The sequence below is a fragment of the Nocardia sp. NBC_01503 genome (assembly GCF_036327755.1).
Taxonomy (GTDB): Bacteria; Actinomycetota; Actinomycetes; order Mycobacteriales; family Mycobacteriaceae; genus Nocardia.
Map to the genome: position 1 here is coordinate 7,157,139 of NZ_CP109596.1, position 21,840 is coordinate 7,178,978.

Annotated in this window: 14 protein-coding genes; 10 read left to right on the forward strand and 4 right to left on the reverse strand. The window is 68.0% G+C overall.

What is annotated here, in order from left to right; all coding sequences use genetic code 11:
• Positions 1–61 precede the first annotated feature (61 nt).
• From OHB26_RS32820 to OHB26_RS32835, 4 genes are all read left to right on the forward strand, one after another.
• On the forward strand, positions 62–1,720 hold the full coding sequence (locus OHB26_RS32820) for a TIGR02677 family protein (RefSeq protein ID WP_330185853.1): 1,659 nt from the start codon (positions 62–64) through the stop codon (positions 1,718–1,720).
• Entirely contained in the window at positions 1,720–3,222 is a 1,503-nt protein-coding gene (locus tag OHB26_RS32825) for a TIGR02678 family protein (RefSeq protein ID WP_330181129.1), read from the forward strand. The genes OHB26_RS32820 and OHB26_RS32825 overlap by 1 nt, the downstream gene beginning before the upstream one ends.
• A complete protein-coding gene (locus OHB26_RS32830; protein ID WP_330181130.1) occupies positions 3,222–7,805 on the forward strand; it encodes an SbcC/MukB-like Walker B domain-containing protein in 4,584 nt (1,527 codons plus the stop codon). The genes OHB26_RS32825 and OHB26_RS32830 overlap by 1 nt, the downstream gene beginning before the upstream one ends.
• A 332-nt stretch (positions 7,806–8,137) precedes the next feature.
• Positions 8,138–9,310, forward strand: coding sequence for a hypothetical protein (locus OHB26_RS32835; RefSeq protein WP_330181131.1), 1,173 nt, complete (start codon positions 8,138–8,140; stop codon positions 9,308–9,310).
• 67 nt (positions 9,311–9,377) lie between these two features.
• Here OHB26_RS32835 and OHB26_RS32840 read toward each other — a convergent pair whose 3' ends face one another.
• Positions 9,378–10,769, reverse strand: a complete 1,392-nt coding sequence (locus OHB26_RS32840; protein ID WP_330181132.1) for a metallophosphoesterase — start codon at positions 10,767–10,769, stop codon at positions 9,378–9,380.
• A gap of 300 nt (positions 10,770–11,069) precedes the next feature.
• Between OHB26_RS32840 and OHB26_RS32845 the strand changes: the two genes are divergently transcribed.
• Both OHB26_RS32845 and OHB26_RS32850 read left to right on the forward strand, forming a co-directional pair.
• Positions 11,070–11,759 carry a vWA domain-containing protein gene (locus tag OHB26_RS32845; RefSeq protein ID WP_330181133.1) on the forward strand — a complete coding sequence of 230 codons (690 nt, stop codon included), beginning with the start codon at positions 11,070–11,072 and terminating at the stop codon, positions 11,757–11,759.
• A 93-nt stretch (positions 11,760–11,852) separates the two neighbouring features.
• Positions 11,853–15,698, forward strand: coding sequence for an NACHT and WD repeat domain-containing protein (locus OHB26_RS32850; RefSeq protein WP_330181134.1), 3,846 nt, complete (start codon positions 11,853–11,855; stop codon positions 15,696–15,698).
• 22 nt (positions 15,699–15,720) lie between these two features.
• Here OHB26_RS32850 and OHB26_RS32855 read toward each other — a convergent pair whose 3' ends face one another.
• From OHB26_RS32855 to OHB26_RS32865, 3 genes are all read right to left on the reverse strand, one after another.
• Entirely contained in the window at positions 15,721–15,996 is a 276-nt protein-coding gene (locus OHB26_RS32855; RefSeq protein WP_330181135.1) for a hypothetical protein, read from the reverse strand.
• 102 nt (positions 15,997–16,098) lie between these two features.
• On the reverse strand, positions 16,099–16,767 hold the full coding sequence (locus tag OHB26_RS32860) for a M15 family metallopeptidase (RefSeq protein WP_442942774.1): 669 nt from the start codon (positions 16,765–16,767) through the stop codon (positions 16,099–16,101).
• 83 nt (positions 16,768–16,850) lie between these two features.
• A complete protein-coding gene (locus OHB26_RS32865; RefSeq protein WP_330181136.1) occupies positions 16,851–18,527 on the reverse strand; it encodes a fumarate hydratase in 1,677 nt (558 codons plus the stop codon).
• A 442-nt stretch (positions 18,528–18,969) separates the two neighbouring features.
• On the opposite strand from OHB26_RS32865, the gene OHB26_RS32870 reads away from it, so the two are divergent.
• The 4 genes from OHB26_RS32870 to OHB26_RS32885 all read left to right on the forward strand — a co-directional run bounded on the left by OHB26_RS32870 (position 18,970) and on the right by OHB26_RS32885 (position 21,836).
• Entirely contained in the window at positions 18,970–19,830 is an 861-nt protein-coding gene (locus OHB26_RS32870; protein WP_330181137.1) for a helix-turn-helix domain-containing protein, read from the forward strand.
• Positions 19,831–19,916: 86 nt separating this feature from the next.
• Positions 19,917–20,084, forward strand: coding sequence for a hypothetical protein (locus OHB26_RS32875; RefSeq protein WP_330181138.1), 168 nt, complete (start codon positions 19,917–19,919; stop codon positions 20,082–20,084).
• A 154-nt stretch (positions 20,085–20,238) separates the two neighbouring features.
• Positions 20,239–20,715 (forward strand): MarR family winged helix-turn-helix transcriptional regulator, encoded by a 477-nt coding sequence (locus tag OHB26_RS32880; RefSeq protein WP_330181139.1) that lies wholly within the window; start codon positions 20,239–20,241, stop codon positions 20,713–20,715.
• A gap of 224 nt (positions 20,716–20,939) precedes the next feature.
• A complete protein-coding gene (locus OHB26_RS32885) occupies positions 20,940–21,836 on the forward strand; it encodes an STAS domain-containing protein (protein WP_330181140.1) in 897 nt (298 codons plus the stop codon).
• Positions 21,837–21,840 lie beyond the last annotated feature (4 nt).

The window sequence follows — 21,840 nt, forward strand, 5'->3', positions numbered from 1 at the left end:
TGACGGATTGCTACAGAACCCCGGAGGGGCCGGGGTCGAGGAGTTTCCGCATGCCGATCGGCTGCGGCTGTTCTCCTTCGCCACGGCCGAGAAGCGCGGGGACTACCTGTGGGTTTTGCGTGCTTTCGATATGGCGCGCGGGGCGTATGTGGTGCTGTTGCACGCCTCCGATGTTGTCGAGACGCTCAATCGTTGCCCCGGGGGGCCGCAGTTGACGCCGACGGAGGTGGGGCCGCTGCTGGAACAGCTGCATCAGTGGGGGGTACTGGAGCGCAGCTATGACGGGACTCGGGCCGCCACGCTGGCCGAGTATCGGAATCGGCATTTCGTGTATCAGTTCTCACAGGCCGGGTTTCAGGCGTATCGGGCGGTGTCGGAGGTTTTGGAGGCGCGACTCGACGAGGCGGCGCTGTCGCGGCTGGTGCTGCCGGAGTTGCTGGCCGATCTGCACACCCTCGCCGAAGCCAACCGGGGCGGGGACGCACCGCGCGTGTATCGGGTGCTGAATCGACTCGATCGCGCACTGTCGGATCTCGCGGATCGGGCGGCGCACTTCTATCTGACACTCGGCGATCTGGTGCGCACCACCGAGGCCACGCCCGAGGCGTTCCTGGCGCACAAGGACGCGCTGCTCGCGCATATGCGGGAATTCTCCATGGATCTGGCGCGGTTCGCGCCGCGCCTGGCCGCCGCGATTCGGGAGGTGGAGGAGACCGGGGTCGAGGAGCTCATCGAGCGAGCGGCGCGGTGCGATGAACGCGTTCTGCTGAATAACGCTGAGCGCCAATCGGATTGGCGGGCGCGCTGGCAGGGTCTGCGGTCCTGGTTCGTGGGCGATGGCAGCGAGGGCGGACTCACCGAATGTGAGCGGCTGCGTGAGGCGACCATGAGCGCCATCGCGGCGGTGCTGTCCCTGCTGCGTCGGGTGACCGAGACGCGCAAGGGCGGAGTCAGCCGGGAATCGGCGCTGCGCCATCTCGCGGGATGGTTCACCGCCGCGCCGACGGCCGATGCCGCGCACGCGCTGTTCGATGCCGTATTCGGATTGGGGCGGCCCCGCCATCTGGCCATGCACCATCCCGACGCCGATGTCATTCCGGCGATCCGATCCTGGTGGGACGCACCGCCATTGGAGATCGCCCGCACCCTCGCCGAGACGGGACGACCGCCCACGCCCGGCGCACCCGCCCGCCTGCAACGCAATGACGCCGGAATCCGCCGCCTGCGCGAAGCCCAACTGGACGCGCAGCGCGCCCGCTCGGAGGCCGCGCGCTCGCTCGCCTCGGCCGATGTGCACGAGCGCGAACTCGACGAACGCGAGACCGAGGTGCTGCTGCGCCTGATCGACGCCGCCTCCACCGCATGGGTGCCGGTGAGCGGAAGGGTCGCGGGCACAACGGGTTCCGACAGCGGGGTGACGCTGACGGTCTCCGAATGCGAGGGCTCGACCGTGGTGCGCACCTCGCGCGGGCTGCTCCACCTCAACAACCGCAGGCTGCAGGTGCGCGAAACGGTCTCCGCGCGCAAGAGCAAGCCCGCGACCGGTCGGGCGACCAGGGCGGCGGGCGAATCCACCCGCGGCCGCGGGGACGGTCCCGGCGACCCGGCAGAGCGCGATCTGACCGAACACGCGAAATCCGGCGGCGGCACAGCGGACCGCACCGACGGCACGGCGCACGGCGAATCGACCGAACTCGGCGTCGGTAAGGAGGTCGGCTGATGCATGCGCGCACCATCGACTCACTCGCGCTGGACAGTTATCAGCGGGCCGCGCGGGTGGTGCTGGCCAATCACCTGATCACCCGGAGTTATCCGGATCGTATTGCACTGCCGTTGATTCGGCGGTGGGCGACCGAATTGCGCGAGGATCTGGCGGAGCTGTTCGGGTATCGGCTCGAAGTCACCGAGACCACGGCTCGACTGTTCCCGGTGCTGGACAAGCTCGATGCCGGGCGGCCCGCGCGCACGGCCGCGGATCGCCTGTTCGATCGGCGGCGGTACGCCTATCTGGCGCTGGCCTTGGCCGCGCTGGGCCGGGCCGGGGATCAGATCACGCTGTCCGAGTTGGCGGATCAGGTCGCGGCGTACACCGAGCGGGTGGACGGGCTGGATCTGGCCGCCGATCGGGCCGGGGATCGGGACGCCTTCGTGGACGCGGTCGGCTGGCTGGCGGCACGCGGTGCGGTCAGTCTCGCCGATGGTGACGCCGGTGGCTGGGCGAGCGATCCCGAAGCGGGAGAGGCGCTTTACGATATCGACCGCTCCGTGGTGTTCGCGCTGTTCCGGCCGCCCCGCGCGCTACAACACCTGCAGAGTGTCACCGGACTGCTGGGCGAAGAGGCGGGCGGCGGCGACACCCGCTCCCCCGCAATGGCTTTGGCATCGCGCGCGGTACGCCGGGCGCTGGTCGAGCAGCCTGTCGTATACGCCGACGATCTCCACGAACCACACCGGTCGCTGCTCGCCCAGGAGAAGCTGGTGCGCGAGGTCGAGCAGGTCACCGGACTCAAGGCCGAGCGGCGCGCGGAAGGCGTTGCGCTGATCGACAGTTCGGGTCGGCTCTCCGACGTGCGGTTCCCCGGCACGGGCACGCTCGCCCAGGTCGCGCTGCTGCTCGCCGGTGAGATCGCCGATCTGGTACTGGATCTCGACAATCCCGTCGCGCGTATCCCCCGGCCGGAGCGCCCGCTCGCGGACCTGGCCGAACAACTCGATACCGCGATTCCCACGACGACGGTCTTCGCGCCGCTCGCCGACGCCGTGGATATCTTCGCCACCGAAGAGGATTCGGACTTCGACGAGCGGGAAGAGCCGGAGATTCCGGTGTACCCCTTTATCGACGCCGAGTGGATCCGCGAAACCGTCAGAATGCTGGCAGCGCGCTATGGGGCCACCTTCGCGGCACAGTGGCAGGCCGATGTACCCGGCCTGACCGCAGAGGCGGTCGGTCTCCTGGAGCGGCTCCAACTCATCGAACGCGTCGACACCGGCGAATCCGGAACTCCCGCACCGCCGCACGACCTCGGCTCGGGCCTGCTGATCCTCCCCGCGCTGGCCCGCTATCGCGGCGCGATCGTCACCATCCGCACCCGCGCGGAGACCGAATTGTTCATCTCGCCGAGCGATATGGGTGGAGCGGACACATCGCCCGCCGACGCTGAACCCGATCCGGCAGTGGATCACACCGAGCTTGTCGCTATCGAGAAGGGATCCGGGAACTGATGGCCGACCTCATTCACGGTGGAGTCCGCTTCGTCCCCACCCGCGCGGGCATTGTCAACCTGTGGGACTACCGGGACCAGGAGTTCTGCTTCGCCGACGGGCGACTGGTGCTGCGCGGGCCCAACGGTTCCGGTAAGACCAAGGCCCTAGAGGTGCTGTTCCCGTTCGTACTGGACGGGCGCATCGAACCGCGGCGGTTGAATCCGTTCGCGGGTGAAGAGCGCACCATGAAGTCGAATCTGCTGTACCGCAAGCAGGAATCGGCCTACTCGTATGTGTGGATGGAGTTCGCGCGCGGCACCTGGGACGAGCCGGAGACGGTGACGGTCGGCATCGGTATGCGCGCCACCCGGTCCTCGGACAAGGTGACGCGCTGGTACTTCGTCGCCGATGGTCGTGTGGGCGTGGACTTCTCACTGCTCGGGCCGGACGATCGGCCGCTCACCCGTAAGCAGTTGGCCGAGCAGATCGGCGGCGACGCCATCGTCGATCGGCCGGTGGAGTATCGCGCCGCCATCGACGCCCGCATGTTCGGGCTCGGGCAGCAGCGGTACGACCAGCTCATCAATCTGATTCTCACGCTGCGCCGTCCGCAGCTGGCCAAGAACCTGGACCCGCGCGGACTGTCGCAGGCGCTCACCGATGGTCTGCGGCCCCTGGACGAGCAGTTGATCCTGGACGCGGCGCGCTCGTTCAGCGATATGGAGGAGGTCGGGCGCACCCTCGAAGGGCTCGTCCAGGCCGATACCGCCACCCGCGCGTTCGTCGGCGTGTATCGCAAATACCTTGCGGTACAGGCGAAGACGGATATCGACCAGGTGCGCTCCCGCCTCGACACGGTGACGCATGCCAGCACCGCCCTGCATGCCGCCGCGGCGCTGCGCCAGCGTCGTGAGGCCGATCGCGCCGCCGTCGAGACCCGCGCCGAGGATGCCGACCGCGCCTACGAGCAGGCGCTCTCGGATCGCGAAACCCTGCAGCGCTCCAGCGCGTACGAGGGCAAACAGCAGCTCGACGACCTCGCCGATGCCGTGCGCCGCCTGGAGACCTCCTCGGCCGTCCACCGGGACAAGGCGCTCAAGGCCCGCCAGACCGTGGATCAGCGGGCCCAGGAGTCAGAGCGCGCGCAATCCGCCGTCCAGCACGCCGCCTCGGCCCTGGCCCGTGGCGAGGACGAATTGCGTTCCGCCGCGGAGGAAGCCGGTATCCCCTGGACCGCACTGCCGGAGCAGGCCCGCGCCGACCACCTCACCACCACCGTGCGCAGTCACGCGGAGGAGCGTGACGCCGACGTCCGCGCCGTCCGCCGCGCCCTCACCATGGTCGACGCCGCCGTCACCGAACGCACCCGCGCCGAGCGCGCCGCCCAGCGCGCCACCGAACTCCGCGAATCCGCCGCCGCCGAACTGGCCCAGGCCGAAGCCTCGGTAACCCTGGCCCGCTCCGATACCGCCGTCTCCCTGCGCAACTGGTGGGACGAGCACCGCGAGGTCTACTCCCCCATCCGCGACGGCCTCTTCGAAGCCCTCAACGACGCTCTCGCCGCCGCGGGCACCGAGAACCCCGCCCCGCAACGCCACAACTCCGCCGCCGGAATGCTCGGCGCGCCAGGCGGTTCCGGTAAGGCACGGGGCCGCAAGGGCACGGCCGCGGCGAGCGCGGCGGCGGGCGGTGCCGCGACCGATCCGACCGCCATCGGCAAGACCGCGAACGCGGGTGCGGCCGGGGAAGATCCCCGTGCCGACGGCGGCACGTCCTCGAACGGTTCCGGCCGCGACGGCTCCCCCGCGACCGCGGCGGTCTCGGATGCCGCTGCGAGCGGTCCGGACGGCTTGTCCGCCAGCCCATTCGGCGACGACGGCGCGATCCTCGCCAGTCCGGCCGAGGTGCTGGCCGATCGCACCGAACCGCTGACCGAGGAGATCCGCGGCCGCCGCCAGGAGGCCCGCGCGCGAGCCACCCAGGCCAAGGCCCGGGCCGCCGAACTGCGCGCCGAGCGGGAACAGGTCGCGGCCGAACGCGATGACGCGCCGAAGGCATTTCCCGCGCGTACCGATGTGCGCGGCGAACGACCAGGGGCACCCCTGTGGCGACTTGTCCGCTTCGCGGATCATGTGCGCCCGGAGGCGGCGGCTGGCATCGAGGCCGCACTCCAGGCCGCGAACCTCCTCGACGGCTGGGTGTGCGCCGAATCCGCACTGCCCGACCACGCTTCGGACCAGTTCCTGGTGCCGCTGCCCGCGGCTCAGCGTCCCAGCGGCCGCACCCTCGCCGATGTGCTTGTGGTGGAGGACGATTCCGACGCGCTCACCGTGCCCCGCCAGACCGTCGCCGATGTGCTCGCCTCGATCGCCCTGCATGAAGCCGCCTCGGGAGGAAGCGGCATCGCCAAGGCCGACGGCACGTCGGCCGATGGGCGTTCGAAGTCCGCAGTCGCCGCGCCTATGGTCCCGAATTCGGTTGCGGGCGTGGCGGAGCTGTTCACCATCGCCACCGATGGATGCTATCGGCAGGGTGTGCAGGTCGGGCGGCATTTCAAGGGCGATGCCGAATTCATCGGCAGCACCGCTCGGGCACGCCGCCGGGAACTGCGGCTCGCGGAGCTGGCGGCGGCCATCGAAGCGGCCGAGACCGCTGTCGAGGACGCGCTGACCGAGGAGCGGTCCGCCACCGAGGAGTTGGCGCGGGTTTCGGCCGCCGCCAAGGCTTTGCCGCGGACCACGGCGGTAACCGCCGCGCTGCGGGCTGTTTCGGAGGCCGCGGGTATGTTGCGGTCGCGGTCGGAGGCGGCAGCGCAGGCGGAGCGGGACCTCGATCAGGCGGTCGGCGAGTATTCGACCGCCGATAAGAAGGTCCGGGCCATCGCCACCGAGCACAAGGCTCCGCGCGATCCCGCCGAACTCGATGCCCTCGCGGCGGCGGTGCGGCACTTCGAGAATGCCGGAACCGCGCTACTGCGGTTGCGCGGTGATCATCAGCGCGAGCATGAACGGTCTCGCGAATCCGGGGACCGCCTCGACGAGGCCACCGATCTCGCGGAGGCGTTCGCCGAAGAGGCCGAGGCCGCACGCAGCGGATACGAGGAGCAGCAGCGCAAGCTCGAGACGCTCCGGGAGGCGCTGGGCGCCGGCGCCGCCGATATCGACCGCGAGCTGGAGCTCGCCCGCGAACGCATCGATGCCGCACGGGCGGAGCAGAAGGCGGCGCGCAAGGCCGCGCACGACGCCATCGAGGCCGTCGGCACCGCCGAGGGTGCGCATCGGGCGGCGCATGCCGCGCTCGGGACCGCCCTCACCGAATTGCTCGCCGATGTGCGGCAGCTGGCCCCGTACGCGCGACCGGACCTGCTGAGCCTGCTCGGTGCGCCGGTCGAAAGCCGCTGGCCCAGTAGCGATGCCGCCTGGTCCACTCCCGAACAGCTGCTGTACCGGATCGAGAACGGTGATCCCGAACAGGAGCCCAAGGTCCTGCCGGACGAGGTGGCCGAACTCTTCGAGAACCTGGCCGCCGCAACGGCTTCCGTCCGCGCCGGAGAGGCCACCCGCAAGACCACCCGCAGTGCGGTCACCACCGCGCTACAGGAGTTCGATGCCGCGCTCACCGCCGCCCGGCAGGATTACCGCCTGCACTGGGACGCCGCGGACGGTCTCACCGTGGTGCAGGTGCACGATGATCACGGCCTCTCCTCGCTCGCCGATTTCGCCGAGCGCATCGGCGGCGCACGCCGCGATCAGGAGCTGCTGCTCACCGACTCCGAGCGGCGCATCCTGGAGGACGCCCTGCTCACCGGCCTGGCCCAGCAGATTCACGAACGCACCAGTGACGCACGCGATCTGATCAATCGCATGGGTATGGAGATGAAGCAGCGGCGGATGTCCTCGGGCAATACCATCGGCGTGCACTGGGTACTGGCCGATGCGCTGTCGGAGCCCGCCCGCGCGGTCTGCAAACTCCTGGACCGGGACTCCTCCGAGCTCACCCCGGACGATCTGGCCACCATCCGTTCGCATTTCGCGTCCGAGATCCGCTCCGCGCGTGCCTCGCATCCCGAGCGCTCGTTCCCGGAGATCCTGGCCGCCACCCTGGATTACCGCACCTGGCGGGCATTCTCGTTCACCATCATCACCTCCGATGGCACCGAGGACCGGCTCACCGTGGCCCGGCACAGCGCGCTGTCGGGTGGTGAGCAGTCGGTCTCACTGCATCTGCCGCTCTTCGCGGCCGCGCACGTCATGCTGGACTCGGCGGACCCGCAGGCCCCGCGGCTACTCGCCCTGGACGAGGCGTTCGCTGGCGTCGACGACAACGGTAAGAGCGAACTGCTGGGCCTGTCCGTGCAATTCGATCTCGACCTCTTCATGACCGGCTACGACCTCTGGATCACCTACACCCACGTCCCCGGCTGCGCCCATTACGATCTCGCGCACTCCGCCGCCGAGAACACCGTCAGCGCCACCCTGCTGGTCTGGGACGCCGACGATCTGCTCGCCGAACACGACGGCACCGACCTCGCCGCCGCCCTCGGCTCGCCCAATCGCCGTCGCCTCCCGCACGGTGTGGAAGGCGCGGTTGCCCTGCTGTAGAAGCGAACCGGTCATCACGTGACGCGAAGTTGGTCCGTGATGGCCGGTTTCATGCGACTTGTCTTGATCATCACCTGAATCACGTTCTCGCGGCGTCCAGCCACCTGAACGCGGCTACGGCATGCCTGCTTGACAGTCGGTCCGAAACAGCCCTGGTAAACACCGCGCGCTCGACCGGATTACGCGTGTCGCGGCGCGCCACGCCGTAAGGATTGGTACATCGGCAAATCAACAGTTTCGCCAATGGCGGTGTATCGACTAGAAATGTTTTCCGTGCCGATCCCTATCGAGTTCACCTGTCAGCCATCGCAACTCCCCGGACGGGGGACCCGATGACGATCGAACATCCGCTCGAGGACGAGGTCTCCGTCCTCGCCCGGCGGGTCGAGAAGGCCCGCGGACGCCTGGCCTATCAGTTCGACCCCGCCCTCACCGAAGCGCTCTCGGAGAACGAACTCCAGGCCGAGCGCGAGCTAGCCGAGCGTATTCGCGATGAGGATCGCGCTCAGCGCCTGAAGCAAGTCGAGGCCGCGGCCGCCACGGCTGACCGCGCCCGGCAGACCACCGAAGAAATCGAGAAGGCCGACATTCGGGACTTGCTGATGGCCCGCAAGGCGATTGCCGCGCAGCGGCGCGAATCCAGCCCGCACGCCAAGCTGGCTTCGCTCTACAAGCATCGCGCGTGGTCGCTGCGCGCGCTGGCGGGTGTCGTCGCGGCCGGCATGCTCTGGTCCGCGGTCAATGTCCAGCACAATATCGCCCCCGGTGGCGCCTCGGATCCGCTGTTCTGGTTCAGCTATCTGCTCGAAGGCATGATCAGCGTCTGCCTCGTGATCATCATGATCGGCACCAACAAGGTCGCCGAGTGGGGTGTCATCGACAGCACCAAGCAGGTCGTCGCGGCCGAGATGGCGCTGCTGGGCCTGACGGTCACGCTGAACACCTACCCGTACCTGAAAATCGGTAGCTGGTACGACGTCTCGGTGCACGCCATCGCTCCGGTGATGATCGGTGTGGCGCTGTTGATCCACAATGCCGCGAGCGCGCGGTACGGCCTGGCCATCGTCCGCGCCACCGATCAGATCCGCGATCTGCCGGATCCGGCCGAGACGATCCGCCGCACGCTGCCGAGCATGGTCACCTGGCCGACCCGACCGACCGGACCCGCGCCGACCATGGCCGCGCCCACCCCGGCGCTCACCGCCGCACCCGAGGCCGAGGCCGCGCAGGTGGTGGAGAGCACCCCGGATCCGGTGCCGGTCAAACCGTCGCCCAAGCCCGCGCCGAAGAAGGAAGAGCGGACTTCGGCCACCAAATCGGCCAAAACCGCCGAGCCGGAGAATCATTCGGAGCCCAATGACGGTACGCCGCCGCTGAATGTGTACGACACCGGTCAGTTCCGCATCGCCGAGACCCTGGAACAGGAACTCGCCGAACTCCAGGCCGCCCGTCGCCGCGCTCGCGCCGCGGCCCGTGCCCGCAATGGGGGAACCGACGTCGACTGATCCCACTCCCGGCACCCACCACCGCCCGCAGCCTCGGCTACGGGCGGTTTCGGCGGTTTTGCCGGGGTCAGATCACGCCGGTCAATCCTGAGAAGTCGCGCAGCACAACATGATTGCGATGGGCGCAGCTGCCCAGCGAATGATCCGGATGCATTCCCAGATACTGCCGACGGGTGCGGGTGCTCCACCGCCGCGCCCGCTCGGATCGCGTCTTGTAGAAGTTCGCCATGTACCCGCCCTCGTAGAGGCGCAGCAGCATGTACCCGCCCGGATACTCCTTGACCGCCGCCACTTCCAGGAATTCGACCGGAATGCCGGAATCGGCTCGGGTGACGCGATTTCGGTGCGTATGACCGCTGTGATGCAGGAATACGCCCGGGGCCGATCGGTAGAGGGCGTGTAATGCGGCCGCATTCGCCCTGTCGAGCACGAAACCCGGTCCGCCCGGGTTGCTGATCGCCGCGTGCGTCGTGACCGGGTGGTGACCGAATACGAGGGTCGGGCGCTCCGGATCCGCGTGCAGCAGATCCCGGAAGTGCGCCAGCTGCGGGAAATTCAGCGTCCCGCCGCCCCCGCGCAGTCGAGTGGTGTCCAGTCCCACCAGACGCATCCCACCCACGGCGAATTCGCCGAGCCGCTGATACGGGTAGAACACCTCGCCCCAGTGGTCGGCCTCATCGCGCGGCGACATATCGTGATTGCCCCGGCAGACGAAGTAATCGCGCCCGAGCTCGCCCCAGGTGTCCAATTGCGCCCGCACACCCCGCGACTGCGCCAGCGTTCCCGAGTCGGTCAAATCCCCCGCGGCGATGAGATGGTCCGCGCCCCTGCCGGATTCGCGCAGATCCTCCAGCAGCGCGCCCAGCATGAACTCCGGATACCGCTCGGTATCGTCCCGCAGCCCCTCGACGAATCCCCCCGGCAGCAGTCCGCTGTACTCCTCGCCATGATGCAGATCGTTCGCCAGCGCGATGGTTCGCAGCAACCGCCCCGGCGGCGGCACCAGCGTGGTGACGATCCCGGTGGACTCCGGCGCCCCCGACCGCCGCGTCACTAGCGTCCGCGCGGGCATGGCCCGGCACCCCTGCGAATACGCCTCGAACCGATAGGCCCGTCCCGGCTCCAGACCGGTGATCTCCGCGTAATGGAAAGCGGTGGGCAGAGTTTCGAGGAACCGCACCGGCAGCGGCCCAAGGCTGTCCGCGGGCCCGATCCGCACCTCGGTATCGGCCACCGCCGGCTGCGACCGCCCCGCCCGATTCCGACTCCGCGAGGTCCAGGTCAGAATCACCGAGGTATCGGTGACGGTGACAACCTCCAAATCCGAGACCGTCAGCGAATGCCGTTGCACCCGAGCCCCATAGCTCGCGAACACCGGCCGCTGCGCCCGCACGGCCACCGCGGCGGCCCCCGTAGCCGCATTGGCCAGCCATAATGTCCGAAGTCGCGGATCCAGCATGACAATCTCCGTCCGCCGCCAACTGCTATTACCCAACGGTACGTTCACGGATTGAACGCCGGTGTCCGCGAACATGACAGCTCAGCTTCGGTATCGGGACATTTCTCTCGCAGTCGCTCCGGCGGTGCACGGACCGCTGATCCTTCCGGTCCGGAAATTCGCCACACAGCCCTGACCTGCACCGACACCTCTTCGCCCGGTCACGCACCTGGTCGGCGCCACGTCGGCGCACCTACCGTCGACGGCAATCGAGATGCGTTGCCGCACCCGCGGTTTCACACGGCCGAAGGTTGATGCCCCATGGTGCGCGAGTCCACTCCCGACGCGGCGGTCGAACGCGATCCGGTGCTGCCGGTCTGCCTCGTGATCGACGTCTCGGGATCGATGTACGGCCCGCCCGTCGACGCGGTGAATCGCATGTTGCCCCAATTGCGCGGCATCCTGCTCGCCGATCCCGTGGCGGGCGCGCGGGTCCGGCTGTCCGTGGTCGCCTTCGCCTCCGAGGCGCATACCGTGCTGCCGCTGACCGAACTGCCGCGGGCGCGAATCCCAGTGCTCCAGGCGGGCGGCGCGACCAATTTCCGGGCCGCGTTCGGTCAGGCGCGCACGACCATCGCCGCGGGTGTTCGCGCCCGGGACACCGGGATTCGCGCGCATCGGCCGGTGGTGTACTTCCTCAGTGACGGCGGCGATACCGGCCCCGATTGGCTGCCCGTCTGGGAGCGATTGACCGATCCGGCGGACCCGCACGGCGCCGAGGTGGTGAGCTTCGGCATGGGCGCGGCCGACCGGCAGGCCATCAGCGCGGTCTCCACCGGCTTCGCCTTCTTCGCGCGGGACCGTGATCCGGTCGTCGCCACCGGGAACATCCTGGACGCCATCGCCGCGAGCATCGCCCTGACATGTGCGTCCGGTGACGGCGACGCTGCGGTGCTCACCGTTCCCACCGGCTCCGGATTGCTGCCGCTGGAGGTGGATTCGATCTTGTAAGGGCACCGTGCCGCGCACCCCACCATGGCGCAGGCCATACTCCTCGCGGTGGGAAAACGCCCATGGCACAGCACAACAGGGAGTACGCGGCGAATGACCGATGACACCGAATCGGTATTCGGCGACGAACTACCGCGCGAGGTATTCGCCCAGCAATTGACCAGTCTCTGGCGGCTCGCGGGCGGTCCGACATTGCAGGCCGTCGCCGACGCCGCGAACCGGGTCATCCGATCCAGCCGGGGCGAGCACGCCAAACGCCTCACGGTGCAGCGCATCAGCGATTGGCGCAAGGGCCGGAATCTGCCCGCGAACTTCGAATCGGTGCGGCCGGTGCTGTTCGTGCTGTTCGAGCTGGCCAGGAAATCGGAGCAGGTGCCGCCCGCGCTGCTGGACCCGACCCACTGGCGGCAATTGTGGGTGAGCGCGGTGTCCTGGACGCCCACTTCGGACTGCCCCTACCGCGGTCTCGAGTCCTACCGCACCGAGAACGCCGCGCTGTTCTTCGGCCGGGAACGGGCCACCGCCGAACTGGTCGCGCTGGTTCGGAAAACGGGTGGGGCGGGCGGTGGGATCGTCGTCCTGGTCGGCGCGTCCGGCACGGGTAAGTCATCGTTGCTCGCCGCCGGGCTCATCCCCGGACTCGGACCCGAATGGACGGTCCGCGCCGGAACCCCGAGCACCCCGCCAAGCATGGAAGATATCCCGGCGGACAACAGTGCGCTGGTCATCGATCAGTTCGAGGAACTCTTCACCAACTCCGCCGCCGCGGCCGATCAGCTCGACTTCATCGAAACCCTCACCCGCCACGCGGATTCCGGCGCGACCGTGGTGCTCGGCCTGCGCGCGGACTTCTTCGCCCGCTGTCTGGATCACCCGGCGCTGGCCGAGGCCGTCGGCCGACGCGCCTATGTGCTGACCCCGATGCTGGCGGCCGAACTCACCGAAGCGATCACCCGGCCCGCCCGCGCGCACGGCCTCAAGCTGGAAAGCGGTCTGGTCGAACTGATCAGCGCCGAATTGCTCGGACTCGGCGGCCGCACCGACGGCTCGGGCACTCTGCCGCTGCTGTCCCACGTCATGGCCGTCACCTGGGAACGTGGTGACGGCAATCGGCTCACCCTGGACGCTTACCGGGCTGCGGGCGGCGTCACCGGATCGGTCGCCCGAACCGCGCAGCAGGCCTGGGCCCGGCTCGATTCGACCGGACAGGACGCCGCCAGATCCATCCTGCTCAGTCTGGTCACCGTCGGGAGCGACACCCGCGACACCCGTCGGCATCTCCCGATCACCGAACTGCTCACCCGCACCGACAATCCCGATGCCGCGGCCGACGCGCTCGAACAGTTGGCCAGCGCCCGGCTGATCACCTTGGACACCGACACCACCGCGCTCACCCATGAGATCGTCATCGATGCCTGGCCGGAACTACGCGGTTGGATCGACGCCGACCGGGCCGGGCATCTCATCCGGCAGCGCGCCGAAACCGATGCGGCGGAATGGGTTTCGTCCGGGCGCAGCCGCGCGCTGCTCTATCACGGCGATCGGCTGGCCCAGGCGCGCACGCACGGCCGGGCCGTGGCCGGGCAGACCCGCGAGTTCCTCACCGCGGCGCTGCGGGCCCGGCGGCAGCGCACCTGGATGCAGGCGGGTCTCGCGGGCACGCTGGTACTGCTGCTGGTCGCCGCGTTGACCGGCTATGTGAACACGCGAATCGCCAACCGAGAGAAGGACGCCGGATTCTTCGCGAACGTGCTCAGCGAGGCGAGCCGGGTGCAGAGCAGCGACCCCACGCTCTCGGCCGAGTTGGATATCCTCGCCGCCACACTGCGACCGGACGACCTCGATGTCGCTTCCAGGCTGATCGGTACCCAGAGCCTGCCCGCGGTGGCCGCGTTCGCCGCCGACACCGGCATGGTGTCGATGCTGGCGTACGCCGACGGGGACATACTCGCGACCGCGGGGGCGGACCGGTCCATCCGGCTCTGGAATACCTCGAATCCGGGCGCGGTGGTCCCGGCCGGACCGGCAATCACCGACCACACCGGAACCGTGACCGCGCTGACCGCCTTCGGGACACTGCTGATCTCGGGCGGTGACGACCGCACCGTGCGTATCCGCGATATCTCCGATCCGGCGCGCCCACGGGAATCGGCCGTGATCGATACCGGCAGTCCGCTCGCGGCCCTCGCGCTGGCACACGACGGCCGAACGCTCGCGGTCGCCGATCCGCACGGGGTCGAGCTGTACGACCTCACCGATCCCGCTCACCCCGTGCACCGGCCGACCCGATTCCCCGTCGACGGTCAGCTGGTCACACTCGGATTCACCAGCGATGACCGCACCCTGCTGACCATCGACCGGGTGACGCCCAACGCCGCCGCACAGACGCGCACCCTGCGGGCGTGGAATACCGTTCCGACACAGGACGATCCGCACGGCACCGTACTCGGACAGTCCGCCGATATCCGGATGGTGACGAGTCCGGCTGGCAATCTCGTCGCCATCGCCGACGATCGGCCCGGCAGCTCGACCGCCGCGGTCGACAGTGAGGTGCGGCTCGTCCGCGTCGACGGCGCCGACCACACGGTGCCGATCGGCTCGTCCTTCGCCGCCTCGTCGGCGTACTTCCTGCTCGGCATGGCCTTCGGCCCGGACGGCCGCACCCTGGCCACGTTGACCGCCTTCGGCACCAGCCTGTGGAATCTCACCGATCCGTCCCGCCCGGTCGCGCTCGGCCCACTGCTCACCGGCAACGCGGCCGCCTGTCCGCGGGCACCGGCCGAGCATCGCTGCACCGCGATACCGCTGAGCCTGCGATTCAGTCGTGGCGGACAGACCCTGGCCGTCGGATTCGAGGACGGCACGGTCCAGCAGTGGCTGGTGCCGCCCGCCGTACTCGGCGGCCAAGCCGGGCAGGTGCGGCCGGTGATCAGCGCCGACGGCTCCCGCATGCTCACCTTCGCGCCCGGCGCGGACGCGCATATCTGGGACACCCACGATCCGGCGGCCGTGCGCTTGGCCGGAACCGTCCCCGCGCCCCAGGACCGGCTGCCCGGTCTGGCGGTGACCACCCTGCCCTCGATCAGCTCCGACGGCGCATTCGCAGGTCTGGTCCTGGACGGCGCGATGACGCTCATCGATATCTCCGATCCCGCGAAACCGGTTGCGGGATACCGCTTTCCCAACGCGATCGGGCTGGGATTCGCCATCGGCCGACCGCTGCTGATCACCATCTCCGCGTCACCGCCGAGTTTCCAGGCGTGGAACTACGCCGACGCCGCGCACCCGGTACCGCTGGGACTACCTGTCCAAGTCCAGATCTCGCCGAAGGTCGCGGCAACCGGGGTGCAGGTCACGACCACCCGGGACGGCGAACTGATCGCGGTCCTGACCGACAAACTCATGGTCTGGGACGCCGATATCCGGAAGCTGGGACCGCCCGGGGGCTCGGTCGCGGCCGACTGGTCCGGCGGCGGTCTGGGAATCGCCGTCACCCCCGATCATCGAACCGCCATAGCGGCAAGCGATTTCGGGTTGGTGCGGCGCTGGGACATCAGTGATCCGACCCGGATCGAACCACTCGGCGAGCCCTTCCGGGCCAGCGAGGTCACGGTCACCGCCCTGGATCTCAGCGCGGACGGACGTCTGCTCGCGACCGGCGGGACCGATTCCACTGTCCGCCTCTGGAATTTCGCCGATCCGGCGCATCCGGTGCCCTACGGCCAATCGCTGACCCCGCCCACCGCCACGCCGTGGCAGGTCGTCTTCCATCCGAAAGCGAACTACCTGTTCGGCGGCGGCGACAATGGCGCGCTGCGGGTCTGGGATCTGGACCCGCGGCACGCCGTCACCCGGCTGTGCGGGCTGCTCGGCACGCGGATCAACGCCGATCTCGCCGATCACTTTCCCGCACAGGCACTTCCCCGGCTGTGCGGGTGAGATCGCGCGTCCCGGCGGGCGTTCAGCGGCCGGGGATGGGGTGGTCGGCGGGGACGACGACCGCGGGGCGGGGTTGGGCGGGGGTGCCGGAGGGTTGTGCGTAGCCGAGCCAGCCGGTGCCTACGAAGATGGCCAGTAGGACGGCGGTGGGGAGTTCCACGGCGAGCCAGCCGGGGGTCAGGACGGATTCACGGGCGGTGCGGGGGGTGCGGGCGGGGTGGGTGAGGCGGTGTGCGCGGATGGGCGGGCGCTGCCTGCCGATGCTGTTATGCCTCGAATGCTGTTGTTGCCGGACCACCCATTGCCTCCGTAGCTAGAAATGTGCCGAAACCCAGGATGCCGAAGATGCGGCGTGCGCACAGCGGTTAACGAGCGGACAACAGGGTGTCCGGTCCATTTTTCAGCGCACGCTCGCATCGGGTAGTCGTGCGGGGCACGACGCTCCGGGGACGGTCACCAGCTCGAAGTGCCACCATTCATTGTCGAAGGTGCGGCACAGGCCCCAGCGATTTCCGTTGTCCTCCAACCACTGTGCGCCCGCGCGCGGACCCACGTCGATGGCCTGACCCGAGACATGGGTGGACTCCTCCGGCGGCAGCACCCATTGCCGCGCGGCCTCGGGACTGCCGTACTGGCGAATCCCGTCCTCCCACATGGCCTGCTGCTCGGCGGGCGAGCGATAGCCGGAGGTGATCCGGATGGTCACGCCCTCCTCGCGCGCGGCGTCCGCGGCGTGCGAATACGCGGCGGCCAGCAGCGGATCGAGCCCGTCGGTCTCCCCCGCGATCGCCGACGCGGACGGGAGTTTGCCGGCCGCACCGCCGACCGCCGACTCCGATAAAGCGGATCCGGGCACCGCGACGGCACTGTCCGCATGGGCGAGCGGCGACGCCGCCGGGAGACCGGTGGCGAACAGCCCGGCGCCCGCGATCACCGCGACAGCGGCCGCCCGGGACGCACCATGGACCGCTCGACCGCGCCGAGCAACCGGCACATCGGCGAGCAGCCCCGCACCGCGCTCCTGCTCCGCGGCGGGGACATCGAATCTCACCACTGCTGCGTCGACCATCGGGTTCCCCTGTGCGGCAAGCATTCTCGACTTGCTCGGCAGTTCAACTCGGCGCTCGGCGCGCATGCGGTGCTCTCCCTTGCTCAGACTCGTTCCCTGGACCGTTCGCGGACGCGCAGGGCGATCGGCTTGGATGTTTCGGCGAAGAAGTCATTGCCCTTGTCGTCCACGACAATGAAGGCGGGGAAGTCCTCGACCTCGATCTTCCAGACCGCTTCCATGCCGAGCTCAGGGTATTCGAGAACTTCGACGGATTTGATGCAGTCCAGGGCGAGTCGCGCGGCGGGTCCGCCGATCGAGCCGAGGTAGAAGCCGCCGTGCTCCTTGCACGCCTTGGTGACCTGCGCCGAGCGATTGCCCTTGGCCAGCATGACATGCGAGCCACCGGCGGCCTGGAACTGATCGACATAGGAGTCCATGCGGCCCGCGGTGGTGGGGCCGAACGAACCCGAGGCGTAACCGTCGGGGGTCTTGGCCGGACCGGCGTAGTACACGGCCATATCGCGCATGTACTGCGGCATGGGCTCGCCCGCGTCGAGGCGCTCCTTGATCTTGGCGTGCGCGATATCGCGCGCCACCACCAGCGGCCCGGTCAGCGAAAGACGGGTCTTCACAGGGTATTTCGAGAGCTCGTCGCGGATCTCGGACATCGGCCGGTTCAGGTCGATCTTGACCACGTCACCGCCGAGAATGGCATCGGTCTGCTCCGGCAGGTACTGCGCCGGTTCCCGTTCGAGCTGCTCCAGGAAGACGCCCTCGGCGGTGATCTTGGCCCGCGCCTGGCGATCCGCCGAGCAGGAGACCGCGATGGCGACCGGCAGCGACGCACCGTGGCGCGGCAGGCGGATCACGCGCACGTCATGGCAGAAGTACTTGCCACCGAACTGCGCGCCGATCCCGAACGACTGGGTGAGCTTGAAGACCTGCTCCTCCAACTCCAGATCACGGAAGCCGTGCGCCGACATCGAACCCTCGGTCGGCATATTGTCCAGATAATGCGCGGAGGCGTATTTCGCTGTCTTCAAAGCGAATTCGGCGCTGGTACCACCGATGACGACCGCCAGGTGGTACGGCGGGCAGGCCGCGGTGCCGAGCGAGCGGATCTTCTCGTCCAGGAACTCCAGCATGCGATCGGGATTCAGGATCGCCTTGGTCTCCTGGAACAGGAAGGACTTGTTGGCCGAACCGCCACCTTTGGCCATGAACAGGAACTTGTACGCCGGATGCGTGGGATCGCCCGCGTCCGAGTACAACTCGACCTGCGCGGGCAGATTCGACCCGGTGTTCTTCTCATCCCACATATTGATGGGCGCGAGCTGGGAGTAGCGCAGATTCAGCTTGGTGTAGGCGTCGAACACACCGCGCGAGATCCACTCCCCGTCATCGACCCCGGTGAGCACACCCTCGGACTTCTTACCCATCACGATGGCGGTGCCGGTGTCCTGGCACATGGGCAGAATGCCACCCGCGGAGATATTGACGTTCTTGAGCAGATCCAGCGCGACGAACCGGTCGTTCCCGCTCGACTCCGGATCATCGATGATCTTGCGAAGCTGTGCGAGGTGCGCGGGCCGCAGGTAATGGCTGATGTCGTGCATCGCCTCCGCGGTGAGCATCCGCAGCACCTCGGGCTCCACCTGCAGGAAGCTGCGCCCGTTCGCCTCGAACGTGCTGACACCCTCGGTGGTGAGCAGCCGGTACGGCGTGTCATCGGCACCGGTGGGCAGCAGATCCGAGTACAGGAAATCAGGCGCGGTCACGGTTCGTACTCCTCGAGCAGGGCTGGGGGCTGTGCAGCCGACGGTTCAAGCAGAGTGACTCTATCCAGCACCCGGACAACCCCGGCAAGCAGGCGAACCTAATCGCCCCGGGGTACCGCCGGACCCGACGGACTCGGCCGGTCGGAGGCATATTGTCTGGCGCCCGGGAACTCCCGCCCACACTCACTCGCTCTCCCGCGCCCGGCAGGCAGTCCCCGCGCACACCCAGCGGTTCCACCGGCGAAACTCCAGCTGCCCGCACCCGACGACGGCCACGACTCCTCAAGCCTCGCACCGGAATCGGAAGCAATCCCGATACCCGGAGTGCGCCGTAACGGACACTCCAAAGAGACACCGAACACATTCCGCAAGTGCGTCTGCAATTGCAGATGCATGAACGAAACCACTGGAGGTGATACAGCGCACATGCCAGACTCTGGCGGTGCCCAGCCACAACCAGACCCGACATACACCCCAAAACGCCACTCCCGCAGAGGCTTTGCCGACATTGCTCGGCCTTTGGTTGCGGCGCATGCGGGACGAGCACGGGAAGACCCAGCATGAGGTGGCCGACGCCGTCCACACCGAACAATCGACGATCAGCAGACTCGAAACGGGGTGGTACCGCACCAACCGACAGGAGGAGACGGTTCGCGCACTACTCCGGCTGTACGGGGTGTCGGAAATCGAACACGAAAAGTATCTGACCTGGGGTTACCCAAATCAGAATGGACCCGATCACACCCTGCGGCTCGACATACTGACGGGTTTGGAGCCGCTGACCCAGATCCTTCAATACGAGCAGTCGCTCATCCCTGACGTGTTGCAAATCCCCGAATATGCCCGTGCCGCACTCAGTTCCGGGCATATCGACTACACGGAGGACGAGATCGACCAGATGCTGGACGAACGGCTCTGCGCGCAACGCATTCTCGACACCGCCGACCCACCGCACCTATGGACGTTGATCGAGAACGTAATCCTGTACCGGCCGCTCGGTGGTAGCGCCATCTGGCGGAAGCAAGTCGACCATCTGCTGGAGATCCGCGAACATCCCAACGTCACGCTGCAGGTAATCGCCGATCACGAATGCGGGCCGGCTTTCGTACGGCACCCCTTCACCTGCCTTCGATTCGAGGAGAAGGCCGTGGCAGACCTGATCTGCCTGCCGGATTTGGCCGGAACCAAGTATCTCCACCTACCGCACGACACCGAGCGCTACCGGCTGTTCCACGAGTTCTTGGCATCGAAAGCGGCGCGCTCGAACCAGACGGCCCAGTTCCTCACAGCAGTCCGCCCGTGATCGGGCACACCGCACGAAGGACTTGACGCAATACACCTCACGTCTTGCGGACAAATCCCCCGAATCTATGACAGGAGAGCGATTCCATGACGCAGCAACACAATCCGTGGCTCGACCTCGCCGCACTGGCGATCATCGTGACCACGGTGGTGACGCTGGTCGTCGTCGGCAACGCGGGCACCGCCGTCCTCACCGCGGCAGGCGGTCTCATCGCGGGCGGTATGCGCGGATGGTCGCGAATGCGGCGCGGCTGACCGAACCGGGGCTTTGCGGATCGGTATGAATTCCTGTGCGGATTCTGCGAATCGGCACAGGTTGCACCTTCAAGTCGGGGGGTGTTACCTGTGATGATGCGCTTGTCGGCGGCGGAGGGGAATTAGCATGGCAGCAGAACCCGGGAGTGGAACCGTGACCGAAACCCGTTGGCTCGACGATGTCGAGACGCGCGCGTGGCTCGGATTCGTGTTCACCCGCGACCTCATCGCCGCCGCGGTCGGACGTGATTCGCTGCGTGAATCCAACCTCACCTATGTCGAGTACACGGTGCTCGCCCGGCTCGCCGACGCGCCCGATCACCGGCGCAGTTTCGCCGAACTCGCCGCCGTCCTGGAGTGGAGCCAGAGCCGACTCTCGCATCAGATCACGCGAATGGAGAAGCGCGGCTTGGTCGCTCGCGAATCCATTCCGGACGACGCCCGCCGCACGGCCGCGGTGCTGACCGCCAAGGGCGAGCAGGTGCTGGCCGGAGCCGCCCCGGCGCATGTGGAGAGCGTGCGCAGGCACATGATCGACGTACTGGACAGCGGCCAGCTCACCGCGCTCGCCGATATCTACGACACCTTATTGGCGCATCATCGAAGACCCGATACCCGCAACCCCGCCTGATGGCAGCCGGACAAGATTCCCCCACCCCGCTCGGCAAGATCGTCGAATGCCGGGCAAAATACCTACCGACCGGCGTTTGGTTTGGCACACGGGGGGTACTGGGTAAGACTAGGCTCGGCACCGGCTACCGACGGCGGTCGGCACCGAGCGCACGGGCGGCAAACCAGCCGGCCGAACCGATCGAGTATCCCAACCTGGCCTTAGCGAAAGGGGCAGGAGTTTCCATGTCCGACGTGTCCATCGGCCTCTCGGCGGATTCGCTGCCCGCGGGTTCAGTCGACAACCTGCTCCCGCAGCTCGTCGAACACCTGCGGCAGAACCGCACCGAACTGCGCGAGGAGTGGGCGCGTCGTATTACCGATGCCCAGCTGCTGACCGCCATGACCCCGGAGGAGATCTTCTCCGAAGCGACCTCGGTCTACGACAATTACGTCGAGGTACTCGAGACCGGTAGCGTCGAGGCGCTGCAGGCGTACGCCCGCGACCTATCCGAACGCATCATTCCGCGAGGCGTCGAGACCGACGAGGTCGTCGGCATCGTGCTGTTGCTGCGAGATGTGCTGGCCCGCAGCCTCTTCGAGAAGTACCAGACCGACTTCGAGTTACTGAAGCTGGTGCTGGACGCCTACGAACCGGCCGCCAACCGCATCGCCAATACCGTGGCGGTCTCCTTCGTGCAGGAGCGCGAGCGCGTTATCCGCCAGCAGCAGGAGGCGATTCGCGAGCTGTCGACGCCCGTGCTGCAGGTGCGTGAGCAGTTGCTCATCCTGCCCATCATCGGCGTGCTGGATTCGCAGCGCGCGCGTCAGCTCACCGAACAGCTGCTGCGCGCGATCCGTGCGAATCGCGCCAAGGTCGTCGTCATCGATATCACCGGTGTGCCGGCGATCGACTCCACGGTCGCGAACCACCTGGTCCAAACCGTCGACGCGTCGGGTTTGATGGGTGCGAATGTGATCATTACCGGCCTGTCGTCGGAGATTGCGCTCACACTGGTAACCATCGGCTTGGACTTGTCGAAGATGAACGCGGTCGGCGATCTCCAGGGCGGTATCGAAGAGGCGGAGCGGCTCCTCGGTTACGAGGTGTCGCGTGTCCCCGCCGATCGCGACGGACGGTAATCCG

Excerpts from the sequence above, each read along its gene's own strand:
- OHB26_RS32875 (WP_330181138.1), top strand. The coding sequence starts at position 19,917 with ATGACGCAGCAACACAATCCGTGGCTCGACCTCGCCGCACTGGCGATC.
- OHB26_RS32850 (WP_330181134.1), top strand. The coding sequence starts at position 11,853 with ATGACCGATGACACCGAATCGGTATTCGGCGACGAACTACCGCGCGAG.
- OHB26_RS32835 (WP_330181131.1), top strand. The coding sequence starts at position 8,138 with ATGACGATCGAACATCCGCTCGAGGACGAGGTCTCCGTCCTCGCCCGG.
- OHB26_RS32860 (WP_442942774.1), bottom strand. The coding sequence starts at position 16,767 with ATGGTCGACGCAGCAGTGGTGAGATTCGATGTCCCCGCCGCGGAGCAG.
- OHB26_RS32830 (WP_330181130.1), top strand. The coding sequence starts at position 3,222 with ATGGCCGACCTCATTCACGGTGGAGTCCGCTTCGTCCCCACCCGCGCG.
- OHB26_RS32840 (WP_330181132.1), bottom strand. The coding sequence starts at position 10,769 with ATGCTGGATCCGCGACTTCGGACATTATGGCTGGCCAATGCGGCTACG.
- OHB26_RS32825 (WP_330181129.1), top strand. The coding sequence starts at position 1,720 with ATGCATGCGCGCACCATCGACTCACTCGCGCTGGACAGTTATCAGCGG.
- OHB26_RS32845 (WP_330181133.1), top strand. The coding sequence starts at position 11,070 with ATGGTGCGCGAGTCCACTCCCGACGCGGCGGTCGAACGCGATCCGGTG.
- OHB26_RS32885 (WP_330181140.1), top strand. The coding sequence starts at position 20,940 with ATGTCCGACGTGTCCATCGGCCTCTCGGCGGATTCGCTGCCCGCGGGT.